The sequence below is a fragment of the Stenotrophomonas sp. YJH_SMC_106-19 genome, from assembly GCF_059368375.1.
Genome location: NZ_JCAFRQ010000004.1, coordinates 113,240 through 134,528, shown reverse-complemented (window position 1 = coordinate 134,528; position 21,289 = coordinate 113,240). Strand labels below are relative to the sequence as shown.

Here is a 21,289-nt window from a genome sequence, read left to right as displayed (position 1 = left end):
AGCAGCGGGTGGGGGCTGCCGGCGCCGCGCCTGTCCAGGGACGTCGCGGGCCGGGCGGCGGAATCAGCGTCTGGGCGTGTAGCGACCCTTGGACTGGCTGAGGAAATGATACGTGTTGTTCTTCGAATCCACCTCGAACCCGACGCCGGACTGCTCCATGCCGGGGCGGGTCATGGTCACCAGGGCGTCGGTCCGGGCCCGGCTCTCCTTGGGGAACACGTCCAGGTGGTCGGTGCGGAAGGTGGTCGGCACGATGCCCGGGGCAGCCGGACTGTCACCCGCCACCTTGCCGCGCAGCTTCAGTTCGTCACCCTTGGCGCTCAGCCAGCCGGTCTCCGCGCGCAGTGTCCAGTGCCTGCCGTCCTTGTCGGGCATCTCGAACAGTGGCGTGGCGATGTTGATGGTCTGGTCGCCGCGCTGCCGCTCCAGCCGCGGCGCGCGCAGGGTGGTCGATTCCTTGCCCTGCTCGTCCAGGGCGACGATCTGGAAGTCGTGCAGGATGTAATCCACGCCGACTTCCTGGCCGCTCTGGGCCGGGCCCTTGTCGCGGTTGCGCAGCGCGGCCCAGCTGCTGAGCAGGGCCGCCAGCAGCAGGCCGATGCCTAGCACGGTGCGCCAGTTCACGGTCGGTGCGTTCATGCGCCGTACCTCGCCAGGACCGACGCGACATGACCCTGCGCGGCCAGCAGAACGTCGCACAGCTCACGCGCCGCGCCGCGCCCGCCTTCGGAACGGGTCTGCCAGTGCACGCGTTCGGCGATCCACGGATGGGCATTGGCCGGCGCCACGGCCAGGCCGACCGCACCCAGGGGCGCCAGATCCGGCAGGTCATCGCCAAGGAAGGCGACCTGTTCCAGGCCGATGCCGCGCTGGGCACACAGAGCCAGCACGCTGGCCAGCTTGTCGCCCACGGCGATGTGGGTATCAATGCCGAGATCGGCACCGCGCCTGAGCGCGGACTGGCTGTTGCGCGCGGTGATCAGCACGGGGTGGATGCCGTGCTGCTGCAGCAGTTTCAGGCCCAGGCCATCCTGCACGAAATACGCCTTGCTCTCGTTGCCGTCCTGGTCGTAGTACAGCCGACCGTCGGTGAGGGTGCCGTCCACGTCGAAGCAGGCCATGCGGATCCGCGCCGCAGCGGCATGCAGGTGGGCGGGGAAGGCGGGCAGGGGGGACCAGGGCATCAGGACGTTGAACTCGATCAGGGCAGGTGTGGGGTTACAGACTGAATGGGGTCTACGGACTGTCGGTTAAACCACCCGGGCCCGCAACAGGTCATGAATGTTCAGGGCGCCGACGGCGCGGCCCTGGTCATCGACCACGATCAGGCCGTTGATCTGCTGGGTTTCCATCTGGCGGGCGGCCTCCACCGCCAGCTGGTCGGCTCCGATGGTGCGGGGGTTGCGCGTCATCACATCGGCGATCTTTGCCGTGCGCACGTCCAGCGCACTGTCCAGTGCCCGGCGCAGGTCACCGTCGGTGAACAGGCCGATCAGCACGCCCTCGGCATCGACCACGGCGGTCATGCCCAGGCGCTTGCGGCTCATCTCCACCAGGGCCTCGCTGAGGCTGGCGCCGGCATCGACCTTGGGCAGATCGGCACCGGTATGCATGACGTCGGTGATATGCAGCAGCAGGCGACGGCCAAGGCTGCCGGCCGGATGCGAGCGGGCGAAATCGTCAGCGGTGAAGCCGCGCGCATCCAGCAGGGCCACCGCCAGCGCGTCGCCCATCGCCAGCGAGGCGGTGGTGCTCGAGGTCGGAGCCAGCGCCAGCGGGCAGGCCTCGGCCGGCACGCTGACGTCCAGGTGGACGTCGGCGGCGGTCGCCAGGCTGGACTGCGGGCGGCCGGTCATGGAGATCAGCACGTTGCCCTGGCGCTTGAGCACCGGCAGCAGCATCAGCACTTCGTCCGATTCGCCCGAATAGGACAGGGCCAGTACCACGTCGGCTTCGGTGATCATGCCCAGGTCGCCATGGCCGGCCTCGCCCGGGTGCACGTAGAACGCCGGGGTACCGGTGGACGCCAGGGTTGCGGCGATCTTGCGCGCCACATGGCCTGACTTGCCCATCCCGGTGGCGACCACCCGCCCGCGGCTGCCCAGGATCACCTGGCAGGCCTTCTGGAAGGGCTCGCCCAGGCGCTCGGCGACCGCCTGCAGTGCCTGCTGCTCGATCTCGAACACGCGGCGGCCGCTGGCCACCAGGGCGGCCGGCTCGACGGAACGGGGGGGCGGGAGGGACTCGGCCATGCGGACGCCACGCAGCGGAAGTAGAATGAGGGTTCATTTTATTAGGAAAGCCCGTTGGACGCCGACACCATCCGCAACCTGATCGAAACCGGCCTGCCTGGCGCCCGCGCCGATGTGCGGGGCGACGATGGCGTGCATTTCGAAGCGACCGTGGTCTGCGACGCCTTTGCCGGCAAGATGCCGCTGGCCCGCCATCGCATGGTCTATGCCACGCTGGGCGACCTGATGGGCGGCGCGATCCACGCGCTGGCGCTGAAAACCGTGACCCCGGCCGAAGCCGGCTGAACCGCAGAAGATCCCGAACCCCATGGCCAAGATCGTTGTGACCGGCGGCGCTGCGCTGCACGGTGAAGTGAGCATCTCCGGCGCCAAGAACGCCGTCCTCCCCATCCTCTGCGCGACCCTGCTGGCCGATGAGCCGGTGGAGATCACCAACGTGCCCCACCTGCACGATGTGGTCACCACGGTGAAGCTGCTGGGCGAACTGGGCGCCAAGGTCACCATCGACCAGGGCACGCTGTCGCGCGGCAGCGCGATCGTGGTCGACCCGCGTGCGGTGAACCAGCATGTGGCGCCGTACGAACTGGTCAAGACCATGCGTGCGTCGATCCTGGTGCTGGGTCCGCTGCTGGCCCGTTTCGGTGCGGCCGAAGTGTCGCTGCCCGGTGGCTGTGCCATCGGCTCGCGTCCGGTCGACCAGCACATCAAGGGCCTGCAGGCGCTTGGTGCCGACATCGTGGTCGAGAACGGATTCATCAAGGCTTCGGCCAAGCGCTTGAAGGGTGGCCACTTCACCTTCGACATGGTGAGCGTGACCGGGACCGAGAACGTGCTGATGGGCGCGGTGCTGGCCGAAGGCACCACCATCCTCGACAACTGCGCGATGGAGCCGGAGGTGACCGATCTGGCCCATTGCCTGATCGCTCTGGGTGCGAAGATCGAAGGCCTCGGCACCGCCCGCCTGGTGATCGAAGGCGTGGAGCGCCTCTCCGGTGGCCGTCATGAAGTGCTGCCCGACCGCATCGAGACCGGCACCTTCCTGGTGGCCGCCGCGATGACCGGCGGCAAGGTCACGGTCAACCGTGCGCGTCCGAACACCATGGACGCGGTGCTGTCCAAGCTGGTCGAGGCGGGTGCCCGGATCGAGACCACCGAGGACAGCATCACCCTGGACATGCAGGGCAAGCGGCCGAAGGCGGTGAACCTGACCACCGCGCCGTATCCGGCATTCCCGACCGACATGCAGGCGCAGTTCATGGCGCTCAACTGCGTGGCCGACGGCGTCGGCGTGATCAACGAAACGATCTTCGAGAACCGTTTCATGCACGTCAACGAGCTGCTGCGCCTGGGCGCGGACATCCAGGTCGAAGGCCATACCGCGATCGTGCGTGGCAGCGAGCACCTGAGCGGCGCGCCGGTCATGGCCACCGACCTGCGTGCATCGGCATCGCTGATCCTGGCCGGCCTGATGGCCAGCGGCGATACCACCATCGATCGCATCTACCACCTCGATCGCGGCTACGAGAACATCGAAGAGAAGCTGTCTTCGCTCGGTGCCACCATCCGGCGCGTGCCATGATCCTTCGCGGAAAATTCAGCCCGCGTCGCAAGGCGCTGCTGGCGCTGGTGCTGATCGTGCTGGCGTGGCTGGGGTATGCCTGGTACGCCGATATCGCCATCACCCGCGGCATCGAGCAGAAGGACATGGACTGGAACGGTGACGGCACGGTATCGCGTGACGAGATCATCCAGTCGTTCTATGCCGTGTCGGTGAACGACAGCCAGGAAGGCAACCGCCATTGCCGCACGTTCGTCTGGCGCGGAAGCGGTGAGCAGATCCGGGTGGACTGCCGCACCGAGTTCAAACCGGCCGAAGAGAAGAAATGAAAAACGCCCGCGCAAGCGGGCGTTTTCCTTGTGCGGGGCCCGGGGTCGGATCCCATCCCCGAGGGGATGGGATCCGACCCCGGCACTCAGTTCATCGATCGGATGGTCAGGTCCAGCGCGTCGCGGCCGCTTTCCCGCTGCAGCATGCGCGCCGGCACCGGAAACTCCGGCACGATCCAGGCGATCAGCTCCTTGTTGCCATCGGCACGCGACACCTTGGTCGCCTCGTAGCTCTTGCCGCCCACGGTGATCGATTCCTTGCCGATCACGCGGTAGGTCATGTTCTTGATCCGGCCCTCGTCGACCATGCGGTAGGTCAACGGCTTGCCGGCTGCCAGGTCGCGGGCGATGGCCAGATTGATCAGCAGCGCATCCATGTCGCCAGCCTTCAGGGCGATCGGTCCGGCGCGGTCCGGCTTGATGTCGCCGGTCCAGGTGGCCTGGTTGCTGGTCCAGTTGTAGTTGGCCTGCACGTTGCGCTTCTTCACCAGCAGCGCCGAGCGGTCCTGGCTGCTGAGCGGACGCAGCTGGCCGCGCACTTCCTCGAACACGGTGCTCTGGCTCAGGTCGGCCAGCTGGTTTTTCACCTGCAGGCTGTAGCGCCACTTGTTGCTGCCTTCACTGGCCAGCGTCATGGTGCCGTTGGCCTGCATGCCCATGTAGCTGGCCAGATAGTCGGCCTTGAACGGCTCCAGGGCCATCGCCGGCAGGCTGGCCATCGACAGGGTGGCAGCGGCGATCCACGTCAGGGGGCGGGACAGGGTGTTCATGCTCAGACTCCTTGGTATTCGATCAGGCGGAGATCGACGCGGTCTTCGCCATCTTCGCGTTGCAGGATGCGCACCGGGGTGGGGACACCGTTGGCGATCCAGAGAATGGTTTCGTTGTTGCCGCCGTTGCTGCGGTATACCCGCAGCGCGTTGTAGGACAGGTCGCCGACCTCGACGTTCTCGGTCTGCGGCGCGGCCTGGTAGTCGTGCTGGCGCACCTTGCCCATGTCGACGTAGCGGTAGTGCATGGCCACGCCCGGGCGGGCATCACGCATGATCGCCAGGTTGATCAGCAGGGCGCTCTGATCGCCGGCCTGCAGCGGAATGGGCTGCGCGCGATCCTTTTTCACATCGCCGGTCCACTGCGCGGTGCCGGCCTGCCAGTTATAGGTGCCGACGGCCTTCTTGCCCAGGAACAGGCCCTTGCGCACCGTGCTTTGGCTCAGCGGCGCATAGACGCCGCCGCGCTCCTCGAACACCGTGCTCTGCTCGATGTTCAGGCCGAGCACGCTGGCAAAGCCGCGGCGGCCCACCACCTGCATGTCCACCCGCCACTGGTTGCCGCCGGTATGGGTGACCTGCATGGTGGCATCGCCGGCTTCCTTGCCCTTGTAGAAGGCCTGGTAGGTAGCGGTGAACGGTTGCAGCGGCGGCGGTTCCCAGGCCAGCGCGGGCAGCATGGGCACGGCCGGTGCGGCCGGGGCCTGCGACGGAGCTGCCGGTTCGGCAGAGGGCTGTACCTGGCCCCAGCCGACGCCAGGCAACACGGCAAGCGACAACAGCAGGGGCGTGCACAGCAGCGTCGTGGTCTTCATGGGGGACAGGGGCCGCAGGAGTGGGGCAGGATGCCAGCCCCGCAGTCAGCGGGGCGTGTGCAGAACGTTATCGGTTCAGGTTTCCGGCGGAATCTAGGGCCAGCGGCCTAAACAGGGGGTGACCGTCGAAGAACGCCTGTCCTTCCCGTTCAGCCAGCCGGCCATCGCACAGCAGCTGCAGGCTGGCGATCAGCAGCGGGTGTTCCACCGCCAGCACGCGCTCGGCAAGGGTCTGTGCATCGTCGCCTGCCAGCACCGGCACGCGCGCCTGCGCCAGCACCGTACCCGCGTCCAGCTCCGGCACCACCAGATGCACGCTTGCGCCATGCTCGGCATCGCCGGCTTCCAGCGCCCGGGCGTGCGTATGCAGGCCCTTGTACAGCGGCAGCAGCGACGGGTGGATGTTGACCAGGCGACCGTTGAAGCGCTGCACGAAGCCAGCGCCGAGAATGCGCATGTAGCCGGCGCAGACGATCCAGTCCGGGGCGGAGGCGGCAACCGCGTCGCCTAGGGCCAGCTCGTAGGCGGCACGATCGCTGAATTCCTTCGCTGCATGCGCCCAGCGCCGGGAAGGATCGACCCGCTGCAGGGCCGCGGCATCGGGGCGGTCGGAGAACACGCCCACCACGTCGGCCGGCAGGCGGCCCGACGCGATGGCATCCAGGATGGCCTGCAGGTTGCTGCCGCGCCCGGAGGCGAGCACGGCGATGCGGCGGGGTGCGTTCATTACCGGCAACCCAGGCGGCTCAAACGCTTGCCGACGGAGTGTCGAACACGGCTTTCACCTGGGGGCGGAGCAGGGCGATCAGGGTGAACACCCCCAGCACCGTGCCCACCGGGGTGAACAGGCAGGACAGGCCCGCGACCACCAGGCACAGCACGTAACGGCGGCGCTGCGCCAGGCAGCGCCCGGCGTAGGCGACGAAGGCCCCCAGGGTGACGCCGCCCACCACGATCACGCTGCCGATGATGGTGAACATCCAGCCGAACATCCGCTGCTCGGCGGGCGATGAGGGCTGCCCCTCCGAGCTCAGCGGCAATGCCCCGGTCAGGGCGCTCACGCCCAGCACGATGTGGATGATGAAGATCAGCGAGAACAGTGCGATGAGCGCACCAACCACGTAGTGGCCGATGGACAGCGCCCGCAGATGGCTGGCGTCCTGCGGGCCGAATACGGGTGCCGTCAGCAGCGGCGGCGGCACCGGGTTCGAAGGGGATGGGGGCATTGCGTCCATGCGGGCTCCTCTGCAGGGGTCAGGCGATGCGGACGCGCTCGGCGCCTTCGGTGGTGACGACCTGGCCGATGGTCCAGTGATCCAGGCCCTGGGCCGTGACCGCGGCGGACACCGCCTCGACCTGGTCCGGCGCGACGATCAGCACGAAGCCGATGCCGCAGTTGAAGGTGCGCCACATTTCGCTGTCGGCGACCGCGCCTTCCTTCTGAAGCCACTGGAACACCGGCGGCAGCGTCCACGAGGCCGCCTGGATGTCCAGGCCGAGGCCGTCCGGGACCACCCGGATGATGTTCTCGGTCAGTCCGCCACCGGTGATGTGGGCCATGCCATGGATGGCATCGCCGTGCGACTTCAGCAGCGACAGGATCGGCTTGACGTACAACCGGGTCGGTGCCATCAGCGCGTCGACCAGCTTCACGCCGCCTTCCAGCTCAAGATCGGCCGGACGCCCGGCGCGGTCGTAGATGCGGCGGACCAGCGAGTAGCCATTGGAGTGCGGGCCGGACGAGGCGATGCCGATCAGCACATCGCCGGCCGCCACGCTGGCGCCATCCTTCAGTTCGCTCTTTTCCACCGCGGCCACGGTGAAGCCGGCCAGATCGTACTCGCCCGGGGCATACATGTCGGGCATTTCAGCGGTTTCGCCGCCGATCAGTGCGCAGCCGGCCTCGGTGCAGCCGTTGGCGATGCCGCCCACGACCGCCGCGGCGGTATCCACGTCCAGCTTGCCGGTGGCGAAGTAGTCCAGGAAGAACAGCGGCTCGGCGCCCTGCACCAGCACGTCGTTCACGCACATCGCGACCAGATCGATGCCGATCGTATCGTGGCGGTTCAGCTGGTGGGCCAGCTTCAGCTTGGTGCCGACACCGTCGGTACCCGACACCAGCACCGGTTCGCGGTACTTGTTGGACAGGTCGAACAGGGCGCCGAAACCGCCCAGGCCGCCCATCACTTCCGGACGGAAGCTGCGCTTGACCAGGGGCTTGATCCGCTCGACCAGCTCGTTGCCGGCGTCGATGTCGACGCCCGCGTCACGGTAGGTGAGGGGGGAGGGGGCGGAAGACGGGGTGTTGGTCACGGGCGTCGGCGCTGGCAGGGGTTGAACGGGCGATTTTAACAGGCCGCATTGGCGCACAGGCCGTATTCGGGCAACAATTCCCCCCGGATACGTCGAGCCAATGGATGTCCTGATGCGCCGCAGCCTGATTCTCACCCTGCTTCTTGCGTTGAGCCTGCCGGTGGCCACGATGGCCCAGAGCGGCCTGCGCACCGAGGGGGATGTCGCCACCGCCAGTGGGGCCTACGAGGCCGAAGTGCCGGTCAACAGCCAGGCCGAGGCCGACCGCAATGGCGGGCTGGCACGTGCCCTGAGCGTAGTGCTGGGCAAGCTGTCGGGCGACCGCAGCGTGATGTCCCGGCCAGGCGTGGTGCAGGCCCTGCGCAATGCCAAGGATTACGTGGCCAGCTACGACTACAAGCAGGACCAGAGCGTCAGCGCCAGCGGTGCGCCCAGTTTCCGGACCCTGCTGGTGGCCCGTTTCCGCGAGGATGACGTCGATTCGCTGGTCGCCGCGCTGGGCCTGCCGCTGTGGCCGCAGCCCCGACCGAAGCCGGTGCTGTGGCTGGCCGTCGATGACGGCAGCGGCCCGCGCCTGGTCAGCGTGCAGCAGGCCAATGCCGCGCGCCCGCTGCTGAACCGCGCCATCGAGCGCGGCTACAAGCTGGGCCTGCCCAGTGGGGGCGCTGCCGAACAGGCGCTGGCCGGTGCCATCTGGCGCCAGGACAGCGCCGCCGTGGCCCGCGCCTCTTCGCGCTACTCGCCGCCGATGCAGCTGATCGGCAAGCTCTACCGTGCCAATGGCGGCTGGCAGGCGGACTGGGTGTTCGTCGACGATGGCCGTGAACTGAACAGATGGACCAGCAAGGATGCCAACGCCATGCGCGCGATGGCCGCGGGCGCCGATGGCGCGGCCGATGCGCTGGTCAAGCGTTATGCCAAGGCCGGTGTGGCCACCGGCCAGGCGGGCAGCTACCGGGTGGTGGTCACCGGCATCAACAGTGCCGATGACTACCTGCGACTGGCCGCAGGCCTGCGCGACGTGCCGGTGGTGCGCAATGTCACTCCGCTGCACGCGAGCGCGGGCCGGCTGGAGCTGACCGTCGAAATGACCACCGGCCTGGCCGGCTTCAACCGCATGCTGGGTGACAGCGGCGTACTGGTTCCGAACGCCCCGCTGCCTGCCCTTCCGACACCGATCGATGACACCACCGGCGTGCCGGTGCAGGCGCCGGTCAGCAACGAGTACCGACTGCGATGACCCTGACGCCGGAAGCTGAAATCGCGCAGTTCCTGCGCCGGGTCAAATACATCCTGCTTGCCGGCCTGATCGGCTGGATCGTGTGGCTGCTGGCGCCGATCCTGACGCCGTTCGTGCTGGCGCTGGCGCTGGCCTGGCTGGGTGATCCGCTGGTGGACCGCATCGAGGCCACCGGGCGCTCGCGCATGACCGGCGTGGTGCTGGTGTTCGTGGCCATGGTGCTGGTGATCGTCGCCGCGCTGCTGGTGCTGGTGCCGATGATCGAAAAGCAGATCACCACCCTGGTGGCGGCCGTGCCGCAGGCGCAGGCCTGGCTGATGCAGACCGGCATTCCGTGGTTCGAGCAGAAGACCGGCCTGGAGGTGATGCAGTGGCTGGACCCGGATCGCCTGATCGAATGGGTGCGCAGCCATTGGCAGCAGGCGGGCGGCTTCGCCAAGACCTTCATGGGATATGTCTCGCGCTCGGGCTTCACGATGGTGACCTGGGTGGTCAACATCCTGCTGCTGCCGATCCTGGCGTTCTACTTCCTGCGCGACTGGGACAAGCTGGTGGAGCGGGTCGCCTCGGTCATTCCGCGCAACCACATCGGCACCATCACGGCGCTGGCGCGCGAATCCAACGAGGTGCTGGGGGCCTTCATCCGCGGCCAGTTCCTGGTGATGCTGGCACTGGGCGTGATCTATGCCGGCGGCCTGTCGCTGGTGGGGCTGAAGCTGGGGCTGCTGATCGGCATGATCGCGGGCCTGATCAGCTTCATTCCGTACCTGGGCGCGACCACCGGCATCCTGATGGCGATCATCGCCGCGCTGGTGCAGGCGCAGGGCTTCGACCTGAAACTGCTGATACTGGTCGGCGTGGTGTTCACGGTCGGCCAGTTGCTGGAGAGTTATGTACTGACGCCGCGCATCGTCGGCGACAAGATCGGCCTGCATCCGGTGGCGGTGATCTTCGCGGTGATGGCCGGCGGCCAGCTGTTCGGCTTCCTCGGCATGCTGCTGGCGCTGCCGGTGGCTGCCGTGTCCAACGTGCTGCTGCGCTATGCGCACCAGCGCTATCGGCAGAGCGATCTTTACGCGGGTGAGAAATCGGCGATCGTGCTTGACGGTGTGGTCGAGCCGCCCCACATCATCCTCGACACGAACGACAAGGGCCCCGACCTGAAGTGATGGGTGTGCCGCAATTGCCGCTGGCCCTGCACTACCCGCGGGACCAGCGCCTGGAGACCTTCATCGGCGCACCGGATGGTGCGCTGGCGCAGCTGCGCGCGATCGCGGTCGGTGCCAGCCACGACTGGGTCTACCTGGAAGGCGCGGCAGGCACGGGCAAGACGCATCAGGCGCTGGCGATGTGTTCCAGCGCCGAGCAGGCCGGGCGGCTGCCGACCTATGTGCCGCTGGCCAGTGCGGCCGGCCGTGTGCGTGCAGCGCTGGAGGGGCTGGAGGCGCGCGAGCTGGTCGCGCTGGACGGACTGGACGAGATTGCCGGCAACCGCGAGGACGAGATTGCCCTGTTCGATTTCCATAACCGTGCGCGCGCTGCCGGCGTGACCGTGCTCTATACGGCGCAGAAGGCGCCGGCCGAACTCGGACTGGTGCTGCCGGACCTGCGCTCGCGGCTGGGCCAGTGCGTGCGGGTGCTGCTGCAGCCGCTGGACGAGGAAGGACGCGCGGCGGTGCTGCGCGAGCGCGCGCTGCGACGGGGGCTGGCGATCGACGAGGCCGCGATCGAGTGGCTGCTGTCGCACACCGGGCGCGAGCTGGGCGGACTGATCACGTTGCTGGACTGGCTGGACCGCGAATCGCTGGCGGCCAAGCGTCGGATCACCGTGCCGTTCCTGCGCCAGGTGCTGGAAGAAGGCCGCCCTCGCTACTGAGGTTGGGGTTTGTTTTGCAGGGCTGCCGCCCTGCACCCGCCGAAGCCAGTGCCGAAGCCGGAGCAACGTCAACGTCAAACGCTGGCTTCCTCAGGGGAGGCGGGGTGGCTCAGGTTGCGGGGGACGGCGCAAGTACGTCCATGTAGCCTCGGTCGCGCCATCCATGGCGCTCACGCCCCCGCAACCTGAGCCACCCCGCCTTCGACAGGTTCCCGCAATCTGCCGGGATTGCGTACTGCACTGCTGTTGGTGGGTGTCGACCTTGGTCGACACGGTAGAGCCACGCTACGCGTGGATGCGCTTTCGCTTCGTGAGCGAAGCGACCTGCTTCTGCTTTTCTTTCTTTCTTCCGTGGCTGGACGCGCAAGGAAACTGTCAGAGGCCGGGCGGGTGGGCCATGCAGGGGCGTTGGCGCCATGGATGGCGCCATCGAGCTTACAGGGACGTACTTGCAGCGTCCCCTGCATGGCCCACCCGCCCGGCCGAACACGCGATCCGCTCTACGCGACCAACCATGAGGGGCTCAGCCGTTCGCCGCCAACTCAACATCCAGCGCACGCAGGCGATCCACCGTGCCGACGTCGGTCCAGCGCCCGCGATGGTGCTGCCCCGTCATCAACCCCTGCGCCATGAAGTGCTTCTGCAGTGGCACCACCGAGAACTTCGGCGGCAGCCGCTCGCTGCCCGGCGCATCGCCAATCACCGTGCGCCAGTCGGCCACGATTGAAGGGCGGTACACGCCGATGCCGGCATAGGTCAGGCACGGTCCTTCGCGGTCATGGTGCAGCAGGCCCTGTGTGTCCAGCCGGTAATCACCGTGCGGATGCTGCGTGGGGTTGTCGACCAGCACCAGATGCGCCTGGCCCTGCGGCTCGCGCGGTAGTGTGGCGAAATCGAAATCGGTCCAGATGTCGCCGTTGACCACCAGGAACGGATCCTCACCCAGTGCCGGCAGAGCATTGAGAATGCCTCCGCCGGTCTCCAGCGGGGTATCGCCTTCATGCATGAAGTGCAGGCGCACACCCCATCGGCTGCCATCGCCGAGCATCGCCGGGAATTGTTCCGCCAGCCACGCGGTATTGACCACGATATCGCGCACGCCGCAGGCGGCCAGGCGCTCCAGGTGCCAGACGATCAGCGGCTTGCCGGCCACTGCGAGCAGCGGCTTGGGTGTGTGCAGGGTCAGCGGGCGCATGCGTTCGCCCAGGCCGGCGGCGAAGATCAGCGCCTTCATCGGGCCACGCGCATCGGTGTGCCGAGCTCGGCCAGCGCCGGCTTGATGCGTGTGTCCAGCAGCTGCCGCAGGGGGGCCAGCTCGCGGTAGCGCGGCAGTACTTCGTCCAGATAGGTGATGAAGCGCGGCGCATCGTCCAGGTAATGACCCTTGTTGTCGCGGTAACGCAGGCGGCAGAACAGGCCCAGGATCTTCACGTGGCGCTGGATGCCCATCCAGTCCGCGTCACGCAGGAAGGTCGCACGGTCGGGCACCGGCAGGCCCGCAGCGCGCGCGCGCGCGTGGTACTGCGCGAGCCACTCGTCCACGCGCTGCAGCGGCCAGCTCAGGAACGCGTCCTTGAACAGGCTCACGGCATCGTAGGCGATCGGGCCCCGCACCAGATCCTGGAAATCCAGCACGGCCGGACCGTCGGCAACGGGCATCAGATTGCGCGGCATGTAGTCGCGGTGGGTCATCAGCTGCGCCTGGCCCAGTGCGTTGTCCATCAACCGGCGATGGACCAGCTGCAGGCCCTCGATTTCGCCGCAGTCCAGCTGCAGGTTGAGATGGCGCTGCAGGAACCATTCGTCGAACAGGCTGGCATCGCGCTGCAGCAGGGCTTCGCCGAACTGGCCGAAGTCGGCCGGCACCGGGATCGCCTGCAGGCGCAGCAGCTGATCGATGGCGCGGCCGAACCATTCATCGGCGTTGCGCTCGTCGAGGATTCTCGCCAGGGTCGGACCGCCGAGATCCTCCAGCAGCAGGAAGCCGGCGTCCAGATCCTGCGCAAGCAGGGCCGGCACACGCAGGCCATGGTCGTGCAGCAGGCCGCGCATGCGCAGCCAGGGGCGGGGGTCTTCCAGTCCCGGCGGAGCATCCATCACGATGTGGCTGCCGCGTGTACCGGTGACGCGCCAGTAGCTGCGCATGCCCGCATCGACCGAGGCACGTTCAACCACGGCCTGTGCATCGCCAAGCTGGATACGGGCCCACTGCAGTCGCTGCGCGCTGCGCTGGGGATCGGAGGCGGGTTCGGTCATGCGGGCATATCCGGGCGCGCTGGGCGCGCCGACGTCGGGGACAGGAGGGAAAGGTGGGGCCGTTTCAGCGGCGACCGCTGAACAGGCGCAGGATCGCCAGCACGGCCACCGCGCCGACCACGGCACCGAGGAATCCAGCCGGTTCGCCTGGGGCGTACCAGCCCATGTACTGACCAAACCAGCCGGCCAGCAGGGCACCGAGGATGCCCAGCACGATGGTCAGCAGGCAGCCCATTCGGTTGTTGCCCGGCATGAAGAAGCGCCCGAGCAGGCCGACGAAGAAGCCGACCAGCAGGATGTACAGCCAGCTGCTGCTGCCGAACAGACCATTCATGCGTGTGCGTTCCGCTTGAGAAGAACGCAGCCTAGCAAGGCCGGGCTGCGTCCGTCACGGTGTGCCGGATCAGCAGCAGCCGTGGTCGCCATGGCGCGTGCCGCTGTCGGCGGCCACCGGCGAACCACTGGTCTCGCCACGCAGGCTGGCGGCGTAGTGCTCGCTGATCACCTTGGACACGCAGGCGGTGACCTTCTTGCCCATCGGAATGTGCAGGAACTCGTTCGGGCCGTGCGCGTTCGAGTGCGGGCCAAGCACGCCGGTGATCATGAACTGGGCACCGGGGAACTTCTCGCCCAGCATGCCCATGAACGGAATCGAGCCGCCTTCGCCCATGTACATCGCCGGCTTGCCGAAGAAGGTCTGGCTGGCTTCGTCGATGGCCTTGGTCAGCCACGGCGCCATGGCCGGGGCATTCCAGCCGGTGGAGGCCTTTTCCAGATCCAGGGTGACCTGCGCGCCGTTCGGCGGATCGCGCAGCAGCGCTTCTTTCAGCAGCTCGCCGCAGGTCTTGCCATCGGCGGTGGGCGGCAGGCGCAGCGACAGCTTCACCGAGGTCTGCGGGCGCAGCACGTTGCCGGCCGATTCCAGCGGCGGCATGCCGCCGATTCCGGTGACCGACAACGCCGGGCGCCAGGTGCGGTTGAGCACCAGCTCGGTGAGGTCTTCGTTCATCGGGCGCAGGCCATCGACCAGCGGGAACTTCTCGAAGATGGCCGTATCGACCACTTCGGCGGCACGCTTGGCCTGTTCCTGGCGCTCGGCCGGGATTTCCACGTTCATGCCGTCGATCAGGATGCGGCCGGTGTCCTGGTCCTCGATGCGCGACAGCAGCTGGCGCAGCAGGCGGAAGCTGGACGGCACCACGCCGGAGGCATCGCCGGAATGCACGCCTTCGTTGAGCACCTTGACGGTGAAGTTGCCCCCGGTGAGACCGCGCAGCGACGTGGTGCACCAGAGCTGGTCGTAGTTGGCGCAGCCCGAATCCAGGCAGACCACCAGCGACGGCTTGCCGATGCGGTCGGCCAGATGGTCCACGTAGGCGGGCAGGTCGTAACTGCCGGACTCTTCACAGGCTTCGATCAGGACCACGCAGCGCGCGTGCGGCAGGCCCTGGGCCTGCAGGGCCAGCACGGCGGCCAGCGAACCGAAGATCGCGTAGCCATCGTCGGCGCCGCCGCGGCCATAGAGCTTGTCGCCACGCAGGACCGGGGTCCACGGGCCCAGGTCGTCGTCCCAGCCGGTCATTTCCGGCTGCTTGTCCAGGTGCCCGTAGAGCAGGATGGTGTCGTCGCCGGTTTCACTGCCGGTGGCGGGAATTTCCAGAAGAATCAGCGGGGTACGGCCTTCCAGGCGGACCACTTCGACCTTCAGGCCCGGCAGCTCCTGTGCCTTGGCCCAGGTCTCCATCAGGGTGACCGCCTGTTCCATGTAGCCGTTCTGCACCCAATTGGCGTCGAACATCGGCGACTTGTTGGGAATGCGGATGTAGTCGACCAACTGCGGGACGATTTCGCTGTCCCACTTGTCATTCACGAATTGGCCGAGCTTGGCGCTGTCCATCTGAAACTCCGGTTGCATGGCTGATCCAGCCATTCTACGCCTGCGCCGGGGGTAGGGTTTTTCCTACATCACGTCGGGTATTTGGCTGGCTTTTAGAAATCCACGAAACCGATAGTCTGTGTGTATGTGGTGACGGACACTGTTCCTACCGACGGGATTGCCGGTCGGGGCGGCCAGAACCACAAGGAGTTATACGTCGTGCCTTGGTTAGTCGTGTTGAGGGCACTGGTACTGGCAATGGGGATCGCAGGGGCGCATGACGCCGAACCGATCGACATCAACCGGGCCGATGTCCAGGCGCTGCAGCAGGGATTGACGATGGTCGGAGCCAGGAAGGCTGCGGCGATCGTCGAGCACCGGCGCAGACACGGGCCCTTCAAGCGCGTCGAGGATCTGACGCAGGTGAAGGGGATAGGGACAGTGATCGTCGAACGGAATCGACAGCGGATCACCGTAGGCGACAGGCTGTTGCCCGCGGATCCGGTACCCGGATCGGTACCGGTGCGGACCGTACCAAGGCGTTGACAACAGGAATCGTCGGGACCCGCAGGAGGCCGGTCCACCGGGCACCGCCAGGGAGGCTGTGTTCACCGACCGTCGCAGGATGCGGCACCAATCACCAGGACGGTGGCATCACAGACCTGTGGAAGGGGCTGAGATACAAGCAGGACAGACGCGGCCGCGTGCAGGATGCAACGCCACCCCCACTTCGCAGGACGCGCGGGGGAGGCAGCAGGCCGACAAGGACGTGACGATTGCCCGGTACGACACAGGGTTGTGTCGCCGGGCATTCTCTTTTGGCGCGTTCGCTACGGCGCGATGGTGTACGGTGACCGCTTCGCATGGAATGGAACCTCCGCTGGATGCGTCTGCACCGTCCGTCCCTGATGCTCTCCCTTGTCCTGGCACTGCCGCTGACCGTGCAGGCCGGGCCGCCGTCTTCGCACTCGACCGACCCGTCCGGGCCGGTGGCCGCCGAACGCGGGCCTACCGATCTCAAGCCGGGCGAATTCCTCTGGCATCCGGAGATTTCCCCGGCCGGCCCGATCGTGCTGGTCGTCAGTCTGGACGAGCAGCGCGCCTACGTGTATCGCAACGGGATCGCCATCGGGCTGACCACGATCAGTTCGGGCAAGGCGGGACACGAGACGCCGACCGGGGTGTTCACGATCCTGCAGAAGGACAAGGACCACCGCTCCAACCTCTATAACAGCGCACCGATGCCGTACATGCAGCGGCTGACCTGGGACGGCATCGCCCTGCATGGCGGCAGCCTGCCGGGGCATCCGGCCTCGCACGGCTGCGTACGGCTGCCGCAGGCATTCGCGCAGAAGCTGTTCAGCGAGACCCGGCGCGGCGATACGGTAGTGGTGGCCGATGCCAAGAGCGCGCCGATGACGTTGGCCTATCCCGCCGTACTGGCGCCGGTCAACGCGCGCGGCGAGGCCCTGCCCGAGACCGGCGACGGCAGTGTGGCGGCGGCCTGGTGGAACGACAGCGCGGCGCCGGCCGGGCAGGTCGGCATCCTGGTCAGCCTGCACGACCAGCGGCTGTACGTCCTGCGCGACGGCGTGATGATTGGCGAATCGCCGCTGAAAGCCGACGCGCTGCCAGCCTTCCAGGGCACCACGCTGTTCGTGATGGGGCAGGGCTACAGCGATGTTCCCAGCCCGCTCGATGCGAAGCAGCGCCTGCATCAATGGACGGCCTATCCGTTGCTGGGCCAGGACCGTGCGCAGGCGACCCCGGACCTGTTGGCCACGCCGTCGCTGCCATTGGCGCTGCCGGCCGATTTCGCCCGGCAGCTGTACCAGGTGCTGGTGCCGGGCACGACGCTGCTGGTGACCTCGCTGCCCGCCGTGCGCCCAAGCCCGGCTGAATCCGGCCTGCAGCCGGTCTTGGAATCCGAGCCGGCAGGGTCCACTCTCACAGGCAACTGAGTCCTGTGTCCCGTCCATGACCGCATCCCGCCTGTGCCGGCTGGCCACGCTTGGCCTGCTTGCAACCTCGGCCAGCGCACCCGCGTTGGCGCAGACGCCCGCCATCGCGACCCGTGCCGAGGATCTGGCCGCCCTGCTGGCACGTACCGCGCCGAAGGCCGATCGCCATGTGCTGCAGCTGGCGGCGCAGGCCATGCGCTGCGCCCTGTTGCGACCGGAGCTGGGCATCAGCGGCGAACGCCTGAGCGTGATCGACTATTCGCGGCCCTCCACCGAGCCGCGCCTGTGGGTGTTCGACCTGGCGCACCAGCGGCTGTTGTTCGAGGAATGGGTGGCGCACGGCCGCAACAGTGGTGAGAACCGGACCGAGCATTTTTCCAATCGCGACGGCAGTTACATGTCCAGCCTCGGTGTGTTCACCGCGCAGGAAACCTACATGGGCGGCAACGGCTACTCATTGCGGCTGGCCGGGCTGGAACCGGGCTTTAACGACCGCGCGCGCGAGCGTGCGATCGTCATTCATGGCGCCCCCTACGTGAATCCGGCGACCGCCCAGCTGCAGGGTCGGCTGGGCCGCAGCCTGGGGTGTCCGGCGGTGCGGCTGTCGGTGGCCAGGCCGCTGATCGACGCGTTGCGTGGTGGCACGATGGTGTTCGCCTATTACCCCGACCAGGACTGGCTGAAGCATTCGCAGCTGCTGGGTGGCCAGTGCGGCGCGCAGGGTACGGTCGCCACGCGCTGATGCGCGATTGCACGTGGCGTGGTGCAATGCAGGCATGGATATCGATGCGCTGCTGAAGACTCCGAGCCAGGTGATTGCCCGCCTGGATTACCGCCGCGAACGCTGGCGCAATGGCCTGGGCTGGACCCGCGAAATCCTGCGGCTGCCGGCGCACGGGGACGACTGGGCCCTGCGCCTGTCCGTGGCGGAGATCGAGCAGGATGCCGCGTTCTCTGCATTTCCGGGCGTGGAGCGCGAACTGGTACTGCTGCAGGGCAACGGTGTGCGCCTGCGCTTCGCCGATGGCCGGGTGGCGGAGGTGCTGCCGCCGCATGGTCGCGTGCGCTTTGCCGGCGAGGAGGCACTGCACGGCGAACTGGTCGATGGCACCACCCATGATTTCAACCTGATGTGGAAGCGCGGGCAGTTGCACGCCGAGCTGCTGCACCGGCCGCTGGTGGGGCCGATGTTCTTCTTCTGCGAGCCAGGCGTGGCCTGGGCGCTGCACCTGCTGGCGGGTGAGGCCGGCTTTGCCGAGGACAGTGGCTTGCCGCCGATGCAGGCAGGCGACACTGCATGGCTGGCGGCCGGCGAGCGCCAGCGACATGCGCTGCAGGGCAGTGGCGAGCTGCTGGCGATACGGGTGAGCGCCGCGGACTGATGATTCGCATGCGCCGATGGGCATCATCCGCGCATGCGCTGGGCGCTGCCTGGGCTAATACACATCACGGCGGTAACGGCCGGCCACCAGCAGGGCCTCCTTGCCGTCGGTACCCAGCACCTGCTCGATGACCGCATCCACGGCCGGCGCCATGCCCTGCAGGCTGCCGCAGACCAGGATCGTGGCACCTTCATCGACCCATTGCCGCAGCGTTGCCGCCTCCGCCAGCAGGCGGTCCTGCACGTAACGGTGGCTGCCGCCGTCACGGCTGAACACCGTATCCAGACGCTGCAGCGTGCCGGCCGCCAGCATCGCCCGCAGTTCGTCACCGAAATGGAAGTCGTGCGCGGCCGAGCGCTCGCCGAACAGCAGCCAGGTGCGGTGCGCGCCGACGGCCGCGCGCTCATGCAGGTGTGCACGCAGGCCGGCGATGCCCGTGCCATTGCCGATCAGCAGCAGCGGCGCCGCAACGGCGGCACCGTGGAAGTTGTCGTTGCGGCGCAGGCGCAGTTGTACCGGCTCGCCGATGACGGCGTGGTCGCACAGCCAGGCACTGCCGATGCCGGGCGTGCCATCGGCACGCAGCTGCCGGCGCACCAGCAGTTCCACCGCACCATCCTCCATCACCGAAGCGATGGAGTACTCACGATGCGGCAGCGGCTGCAGGGCCGCCAGCAGGGCGGGCAGATCACCCGGTGGCACCAGTGAGGGCAGGTGCGAGCGTTCGACACGGGCCAGCAGCGTCTGGCCGTCCTCGAGCACCGTCTGCGGATCGAAACCCTGTGATTCCAGCCAGGCCCGCGCGCTGTGCCGCGCGTGCTGCGGGCCGATCTCGGCAATGTCGCCGGCCTGCCAGCGCACGCCGTCGATGGCAGGCGCCTGCAGGCGCAGCCAGTACACCGGTCCGCCCTGGCTGCCGGGATTGAGGTGCCGGCGTTGCAGCAGCGTCCACGGCTGATATTCGGCCGGGCTCCAGTCGGGCAGTTCGCTGGCGCCACCGGCAAGTTGTCCGAGCAGTTGCTGCCAGTGCCGCAGTGCAGCGGGATCGGCGTTGTCGACCTCGATGGCGTCGAACAGGGCATGTGCGCCGTGCTGGCGCAGCCAGTCGTCGAGCTGGTGACCGAAGGCGCAGAAGTGACCGTAGCTGCGATCACCCAGGGCGAGAACGCCGTACGAAAGATGCTGCAGCGATGACGGCAGGGCCATCACATGGCGCAGGAAGGGCACAGCGTGATCGGGCGGGTCGCCTTCGCCGGTGGTACTGGCGATGAACAGTGCACGCTGGCTGCCGGCCAGCAAGGTGGCGTCGACCTCATGCAGACCGCGCACACGCACCGGCACGCCGGCACCACGCAATGCCTCGGCACTGCGTTCGGCCAGTTCGCGGGCGAAGCCGGTCTGGCTGGACCAGACCAGCAGGATCGGCGCGACGTCGCCAGAGGCAGCATCGTCGCGCGGTCGCCCACGCCACCACAGTGCGGTGCAGACCAGCGCATAGAGCGCGGTGGCGATGATGGCGATCTGCGATTGCCGCGCCGGCGGTGCGCCCTGCCACCAGGCTTCGCCGAGATGCAGTCGCAGCAGCGCCCAGCCGATCAGCGCCAGCAGGATCAGTACAAGCGCGTTGCCGAGCAGCGCGCGCGACGGCCGTGCGCTCATGCGTCCCGCTCGTCGAGCAGGCGCTGGAAGGCGCTGCTGAGAAACTCGTGCGGGCCATCCGCTGCGCGATGCAGGTAGCGTGCGGCCAGTCCTTCGCGTTCGGCCAGCGCCATGCCGTGCTCGCGGCCGAGTACGGTGAGTGCGGTGGCCCAGGCATCAGCATGCATCGCGTCGTCGGCGACCACCGTCACCGCCGCTGCAACCTGGCGTACCGGCCTGCCGGTGCGCGGGTCGAGGCTGTGGCTGTAGGCCTCGCCATCGGCCTGATAGTGATGCCAGCGATCGCCGGAGGTAGCGACCGCCTTGCCGTCCAGCGCCAGCACCCGCGGTGGTGTTTTGGCGTGCGCGTCTTCTTCCGGCGCCGATTCCACCAGCACGCGCCACCGTTGGCCATCGGGCTTGCGGCCGTAGCCGGCCAGTTCGCCACCGACCTCGATCAGTGCAGCAGCGATGCCCTGATCGCGCAGCCACGCGGCCACGTGATCGACGCCGAACCCCTTGGCGATCGCAGAGAGATCCAGTTCCAGTCCGCCGGGTTGCAGCAGCGCATCGCCGCGCCATTGCAACCGCTGCCAACCGCAGCGCTCGCGCGTGGCCTGCACGGCGGCGGCATCGGGTTGGCGGCGTTCGCCGGCATGTGCACCGAAACCCCACAGTGCCACCAGCGGGCCGATGGTGGGATCGAACGCACCGTCGCTGGCGGCAGCGATGGCCTGGGCGCAGGCCACGACCTTGCGGGTCTCGGCTGGCACGGTGCACCACTGGCCTGCATCGGCGCTGTTGTAGCGGCTGAGGTCCGAGCCGGCGTCCCACGTACTCATCTGCGCGACCACATCATCCAGGCGCGCCTGGATGCCGGCGTGCAGCGAGTGCAGGTCGCGCTGGCGCGGCGCGACCAGCGACACGCTCCAGGTGGTGCCCATGGTGGTGCCGCCGAGGCGGGCGATGTCGAGCAGGGAATCGGTCATGACGGGGCGTGGCGGCTGCGATGCCGGGGCGTGC

24 protein-coding genes are annotated in these 21,289 nt (G+C 67.9%); 10 read left to right on the top strand and 14 right to left on the bottom strand.

The window, feature by feature from the left end; genetic code table 11:
- Positions 1–63: 63 nt before the first annotated feature.
- The 3 genes from lptC to AC5P5M_RS13195 form a co-directional block, all read right to left on the bottom strand.
- The gene (gene lptC, locus AC5P5M_RS13205; protein ID WP_495206013.1) at positions 64–639 is read right to left on the bottom strand and encodes an LPS export ABC transporter periplasmic protein LptC; all 576 of its coding nucleotides are present in this window, start codon (positions 637–639) and stop codon (positions 64–66) included.
- Positions 636–1,184, bottom strand: a complete 549-nt coding sequence (locus AC5P5M_RS13200) for a KdsC family phosphatase (protein WP_495206012.1) — start codon at positions 1,182–1,184, stop codon at positions 636–638. Before AC5P5M_RS13200 ends, lptC begins: the two co-directional genes overlap by 4 nt.
- A 66-nt stretch (positions 1,185–1,250) precedes the next feature.
- Positions 1,251–2,252 (bottom strand): KpsF/GutQ family sugar-phosphate isomerase, encoded by a 1,002-nt coding sequence (locus AC5P5M_RS13195; protein ID WP_065174535.1) that lies wholly within the window; start codon positions 2,250–2,252, stop codon positions 1,251–1,253.
- 54 nt (positions 2,253–2,306) lie between these two features.
- On the opposite strand from AC5P5M_RS13195, the gene AC5P5M_RS13190 reads away from it, so the two are divergent.
- Genes AC5P5M_RS13190 through AC5P5M_RS13180 form a run of 3 tightly spaced genes read left to right on the top strand, consistent with a single transcriptional unit; the run spans position 2,307 to position 4,139 of the window.
- Positions 2,307–2,537, top strand: coding sequence for a BolA family protein (locus AC5P5M_RS13190; RefSeq protein WP_053519423.1), 231 nt, complete (start codon positions 2,307–2,309; stop codon positions 2,535–2,537).
- Between the two features lie 22 nt (positions 2,538–2,559).
- Positions 2,560–3,831 (top strand): UDP-N-acetylglucosamine 1-carboxyvinyltransferase, encoded by a 1,272-nt coding sequence (gene murA / locus AC5P5M_RS13185; protein WP_053519424.1) that lies wholly within the window; start codon positions 2,560–2,562, stop codon positions 3,829–3,831.
- The gene (locus tag AC5P5M_RS13180) at positions 3,828–4,139 is read left to right on the top strand and encodes a hypothetical protein (protein ID WP_053519425.1); all 312 of its coding nucleotides are present in this window, start codon (positions 3,828–3,830) and stop codon (positions 4,137–4,139) included. Before murA ends, AC5P5M_RS13180 begins: the two co-directional genes overlap by 4 nt.
- Before the next feature lie 86 nt (positions 4,140–4,225).
- On the opposite strand, the gene AC5P5M_RS13175 is transcribed toward AC5P5M_RS13180, so the two are convergent.
- From AC5P5M_RS13175 to purM, 5 genes are all read right to left on the bottom strand, one after another.
- Positions 4,226–4,909 carry a DUF3108 domain-containing protein gene (locus AC5P5M_RS13175; protein ID WP_053519426.1) on the bottom strand — a complete coding sequence of 228 codons (684 nt, stop codon included), beginning with the start codon at positions 4,907–4,909 and terminating at the stop codon, positions 4,226–4,228.
- 2 nt (positions 4,910–4,911) lie between these two features.
- Positions 4,912–5,724 (bottom strand): DUF3108 domain-containing protein, encoded by an 813-nt coding sequence (locus tag AC5P5M_RS13170; RefSeq protein ID WP_283219526.1) that lies wholly within the window; start codon positions 5,722–5,724, stop codon positions 4,912–4,914.
- 67 nt (positions 5,725–5,791) lie between these two features.
- A complete protein-coding gene (gene purN, locus AC5P5M_RS13165; RefSeq protein ID WP_495206011.1) occupies positions 5,792–6,451 on the bottom strand; it encodes a phosphoribosylglycinamide formyltransferase in 660 nt (219 codons plus the stop codon).
- Positions 6,452–6,470: 19 nt separating this feature from the next.
- Entirely contained in the window at positions 6,471–6,959 is a 489-nt protein-coding gene (locus tag AC5P5M_RS13160) for a hypothetical protein (RefSeq protein ID WP_053519429.1), read from the bottom strand.
- A 19-nt stretch (positions 6,960–6,978) separates the two neighbouring features.
- Complete coding sequence (gene purM, locus AC5P5M_RS13155) at positions 6,979–8,037, bottom strand: phosphoribosylformylglycinamidine cyclo-ligase (protein WP_053519430.1); 1,059 nt, start codon at positions 8,035–8,037, stop codon at positions 6,979–6,981.
- A gap of 112 nt (positions 8,038–8,149) precedes the next feature.
- Between purM and AC5P5M_RS13150 the strand changes: the two genes are divergently transcribed.
- The 3 genes from AC5P5M_RS13150 to hda are packed head-to-tail and all read left to right on the top strand — an operon-like array spanning position 8,150 to position 11,153.
- Entirely contained in the window at positions 8,150–9,277 is a 1,128-nt protein-coding gene (locus AC5P5M_RS13150) for a DUF2066 domain-containing protein (protein WP_227255408.1), read from the top strand.
- The gene (locus AC5P5M_RS13145) at positions 9,274–10,446 is read left to right on the top strand and encodes an AI-2E family transporter (RefSeq protein WP_065174539.1); all 1,173 of its coding nucleotides are present in this window, start codon (positions 9,274–9,276) and stop codon (positions 10,444–10,446) included. Before AC5P5M_RS13150 ends, AC5P5M_RS13145 begins: the two co-directional genes overlap by 4 nt.
- A complete protein-coding gene (gene hda / locus AC5P5M_RS13140) occupies positions 10,446–11,153 on the top strand; it encodes a DnaA regulatory inactivator Hda (RefSeq protein ID WP_065182429.1) in 708 nt (235 codons plus the stop codon). Before AC5P5M_RS13145 ends, hda begins: the two co-directional genes overlap by 1 nt.
- A gap of 523 nt (positions 11,154–11,676) precedes the next feature.
- Here the strand turns inward: hda and murU are convergent.
- From murU to AC5P5M_RS13120, 4 genes are all read right to left on the bottom strand, one after another.
- Complete coding sequence (gene murU / locus AC5P5M_RS13135; RefSeq protein ID WP_180875373.1) at positions 11,677–12,387, bottom strand: N-acetylmuramate alpha-1-phosphate uridylyltransferase MurU; 711 nt, start codon at positions 12,385–12,387, stop codon at positions 11,677–11,679.
- Positions 12,384–13,409, bottom strand: coding sequence for an aminoglycoside phosphotransferase family protein (locus AC5P5M_RS13130; RefSeq protein WP_495206010.1), 1,026 nt, complete (start codon positions 13,407–13,409; stop codon positions 12,384–12,386). The genes murU and AC5P5M_RS13130 overlap by 4 nt, the downstream gene beginning before the upstream one ends.
- Positions 13,410–13,473: 64 nt before the next feature.
- Complete coding sequence (locus AC5P5M_RS13125; protein ID WP_053516629.1) at positions 13,474–13,743, bottom strand: GlsB/YeaQ/YmgE family stress response membrane protein; 270 nt, start codon at positions 13,741–13,743, stop codon at positions 13,474–13,476.
- 69 nt (positions 13,744–13,812) lie between these two features.
- Complete coding sequence (locus AC5P5M_RS13120; protein ID WP_053516630.1) at positions 13,813–15,306, bottom strand: M20 family metallopeptidase; 1,494 nt, start codon at positions 15,304–15,306, stop codon at positions 13,813–13,815.
- A gap of 198 nt (positions 15,307–15,504) precedes the next feature.
- Between AC5P5M_RS13120 and AC5P5M_RS13115 the strand changes: the two genes are divergently transcribed.
- The 4 genes from AC5P5M_RS13115 to AC5P5M_RS13100 all read left to right on the top strand — a co-directional run bounded on the left by AC5P5M_RS13115 (position 15,505) and on the right by AC5P5M_RS13100 (position 18,628).
- Positions 15,505–15,831 carry a ComEA family DNA-binding protein gene (locus AC5P5M_RS13115; protein WP_495206009.1) on the top strand — a complete coding sequence of 109 codons (327 nt, stop codon included), beginning with the start codon at positions 15,505–15,507 and terminating at the stop codon, positions 15,829–15,831.
- Positions 15,832–16,169: 338 nt separating this feature from the next.
- Positions 16,170–17,246, top strand: a complete 1,077-nt coding sequence (locus AC5P5M_RS13110; RefSeq protein ID WP_111185995.1) for a L,D-transpeptidase — start codon at positions 16,170–16,172, stop codon at positions 17,244–17,246.
- A gap of 16 nt (positions 17,247–17,262) precedes the next feature.
- A complete protein-coding gene (locus tag AC5P5M_RS13105; protein WP_053516633.1) occupies positions 17,263–17,988 on the top strand; it encodes a murein L,D-transpeptidase catalytic domain family protein in 726 nt (241 codons plus the stop codon).
- Positions 17,989–18,022: 34 nt separating this feature from the next.
- On the top strand, positions 18,023–18,628 hold the full coding sequence (locus AC5P5M_RS13100) for a HutD/Ves family protein (RefSeq protein WP_065174542.1): 606 nt from the start codon (positions 18,023–18,025) through the stop codon (positions 18,626–18,628).
- A 54-nt stretch (positions 18,629–18,682) separates the two neighbouring features.
- Here AC5P5M_RS13100 and AC5P5M_RS13095 read toward each other — a convergent pair whose 3' ends face one another.
- Together AC5P5M_RS13095 and AC5P5M_RS13090 are read right to left on the bottom strand one after the other, a co-directional pair.
- Positions 18,683–20,287 (bottom strand): sulfite reductase subunit alpha, encoded by a 1,605-nt coding sequence (locus AC5P5M_RS13095; protein ID WP_065182426.1) that lies wholly within the window; start codon positions 20,285–20,287, stop codon positions 18,683–18,685.
- Entirely contained in the window at positions 20,284–21,255 is a 972-nt protein-coding gene (locus AC5P5M_RS13090; protein WP_111185996.1) for an FAD:protein FMN transferase, read from the bottom strand. Before AC5P5M_RS13090 ends, AC5P5M_RS13095 begins: the two co-directional genes overlap by 4 nt.
- Between the last annotated feature and the right edge of the window lie 34 nt (positions 21,256–21,289).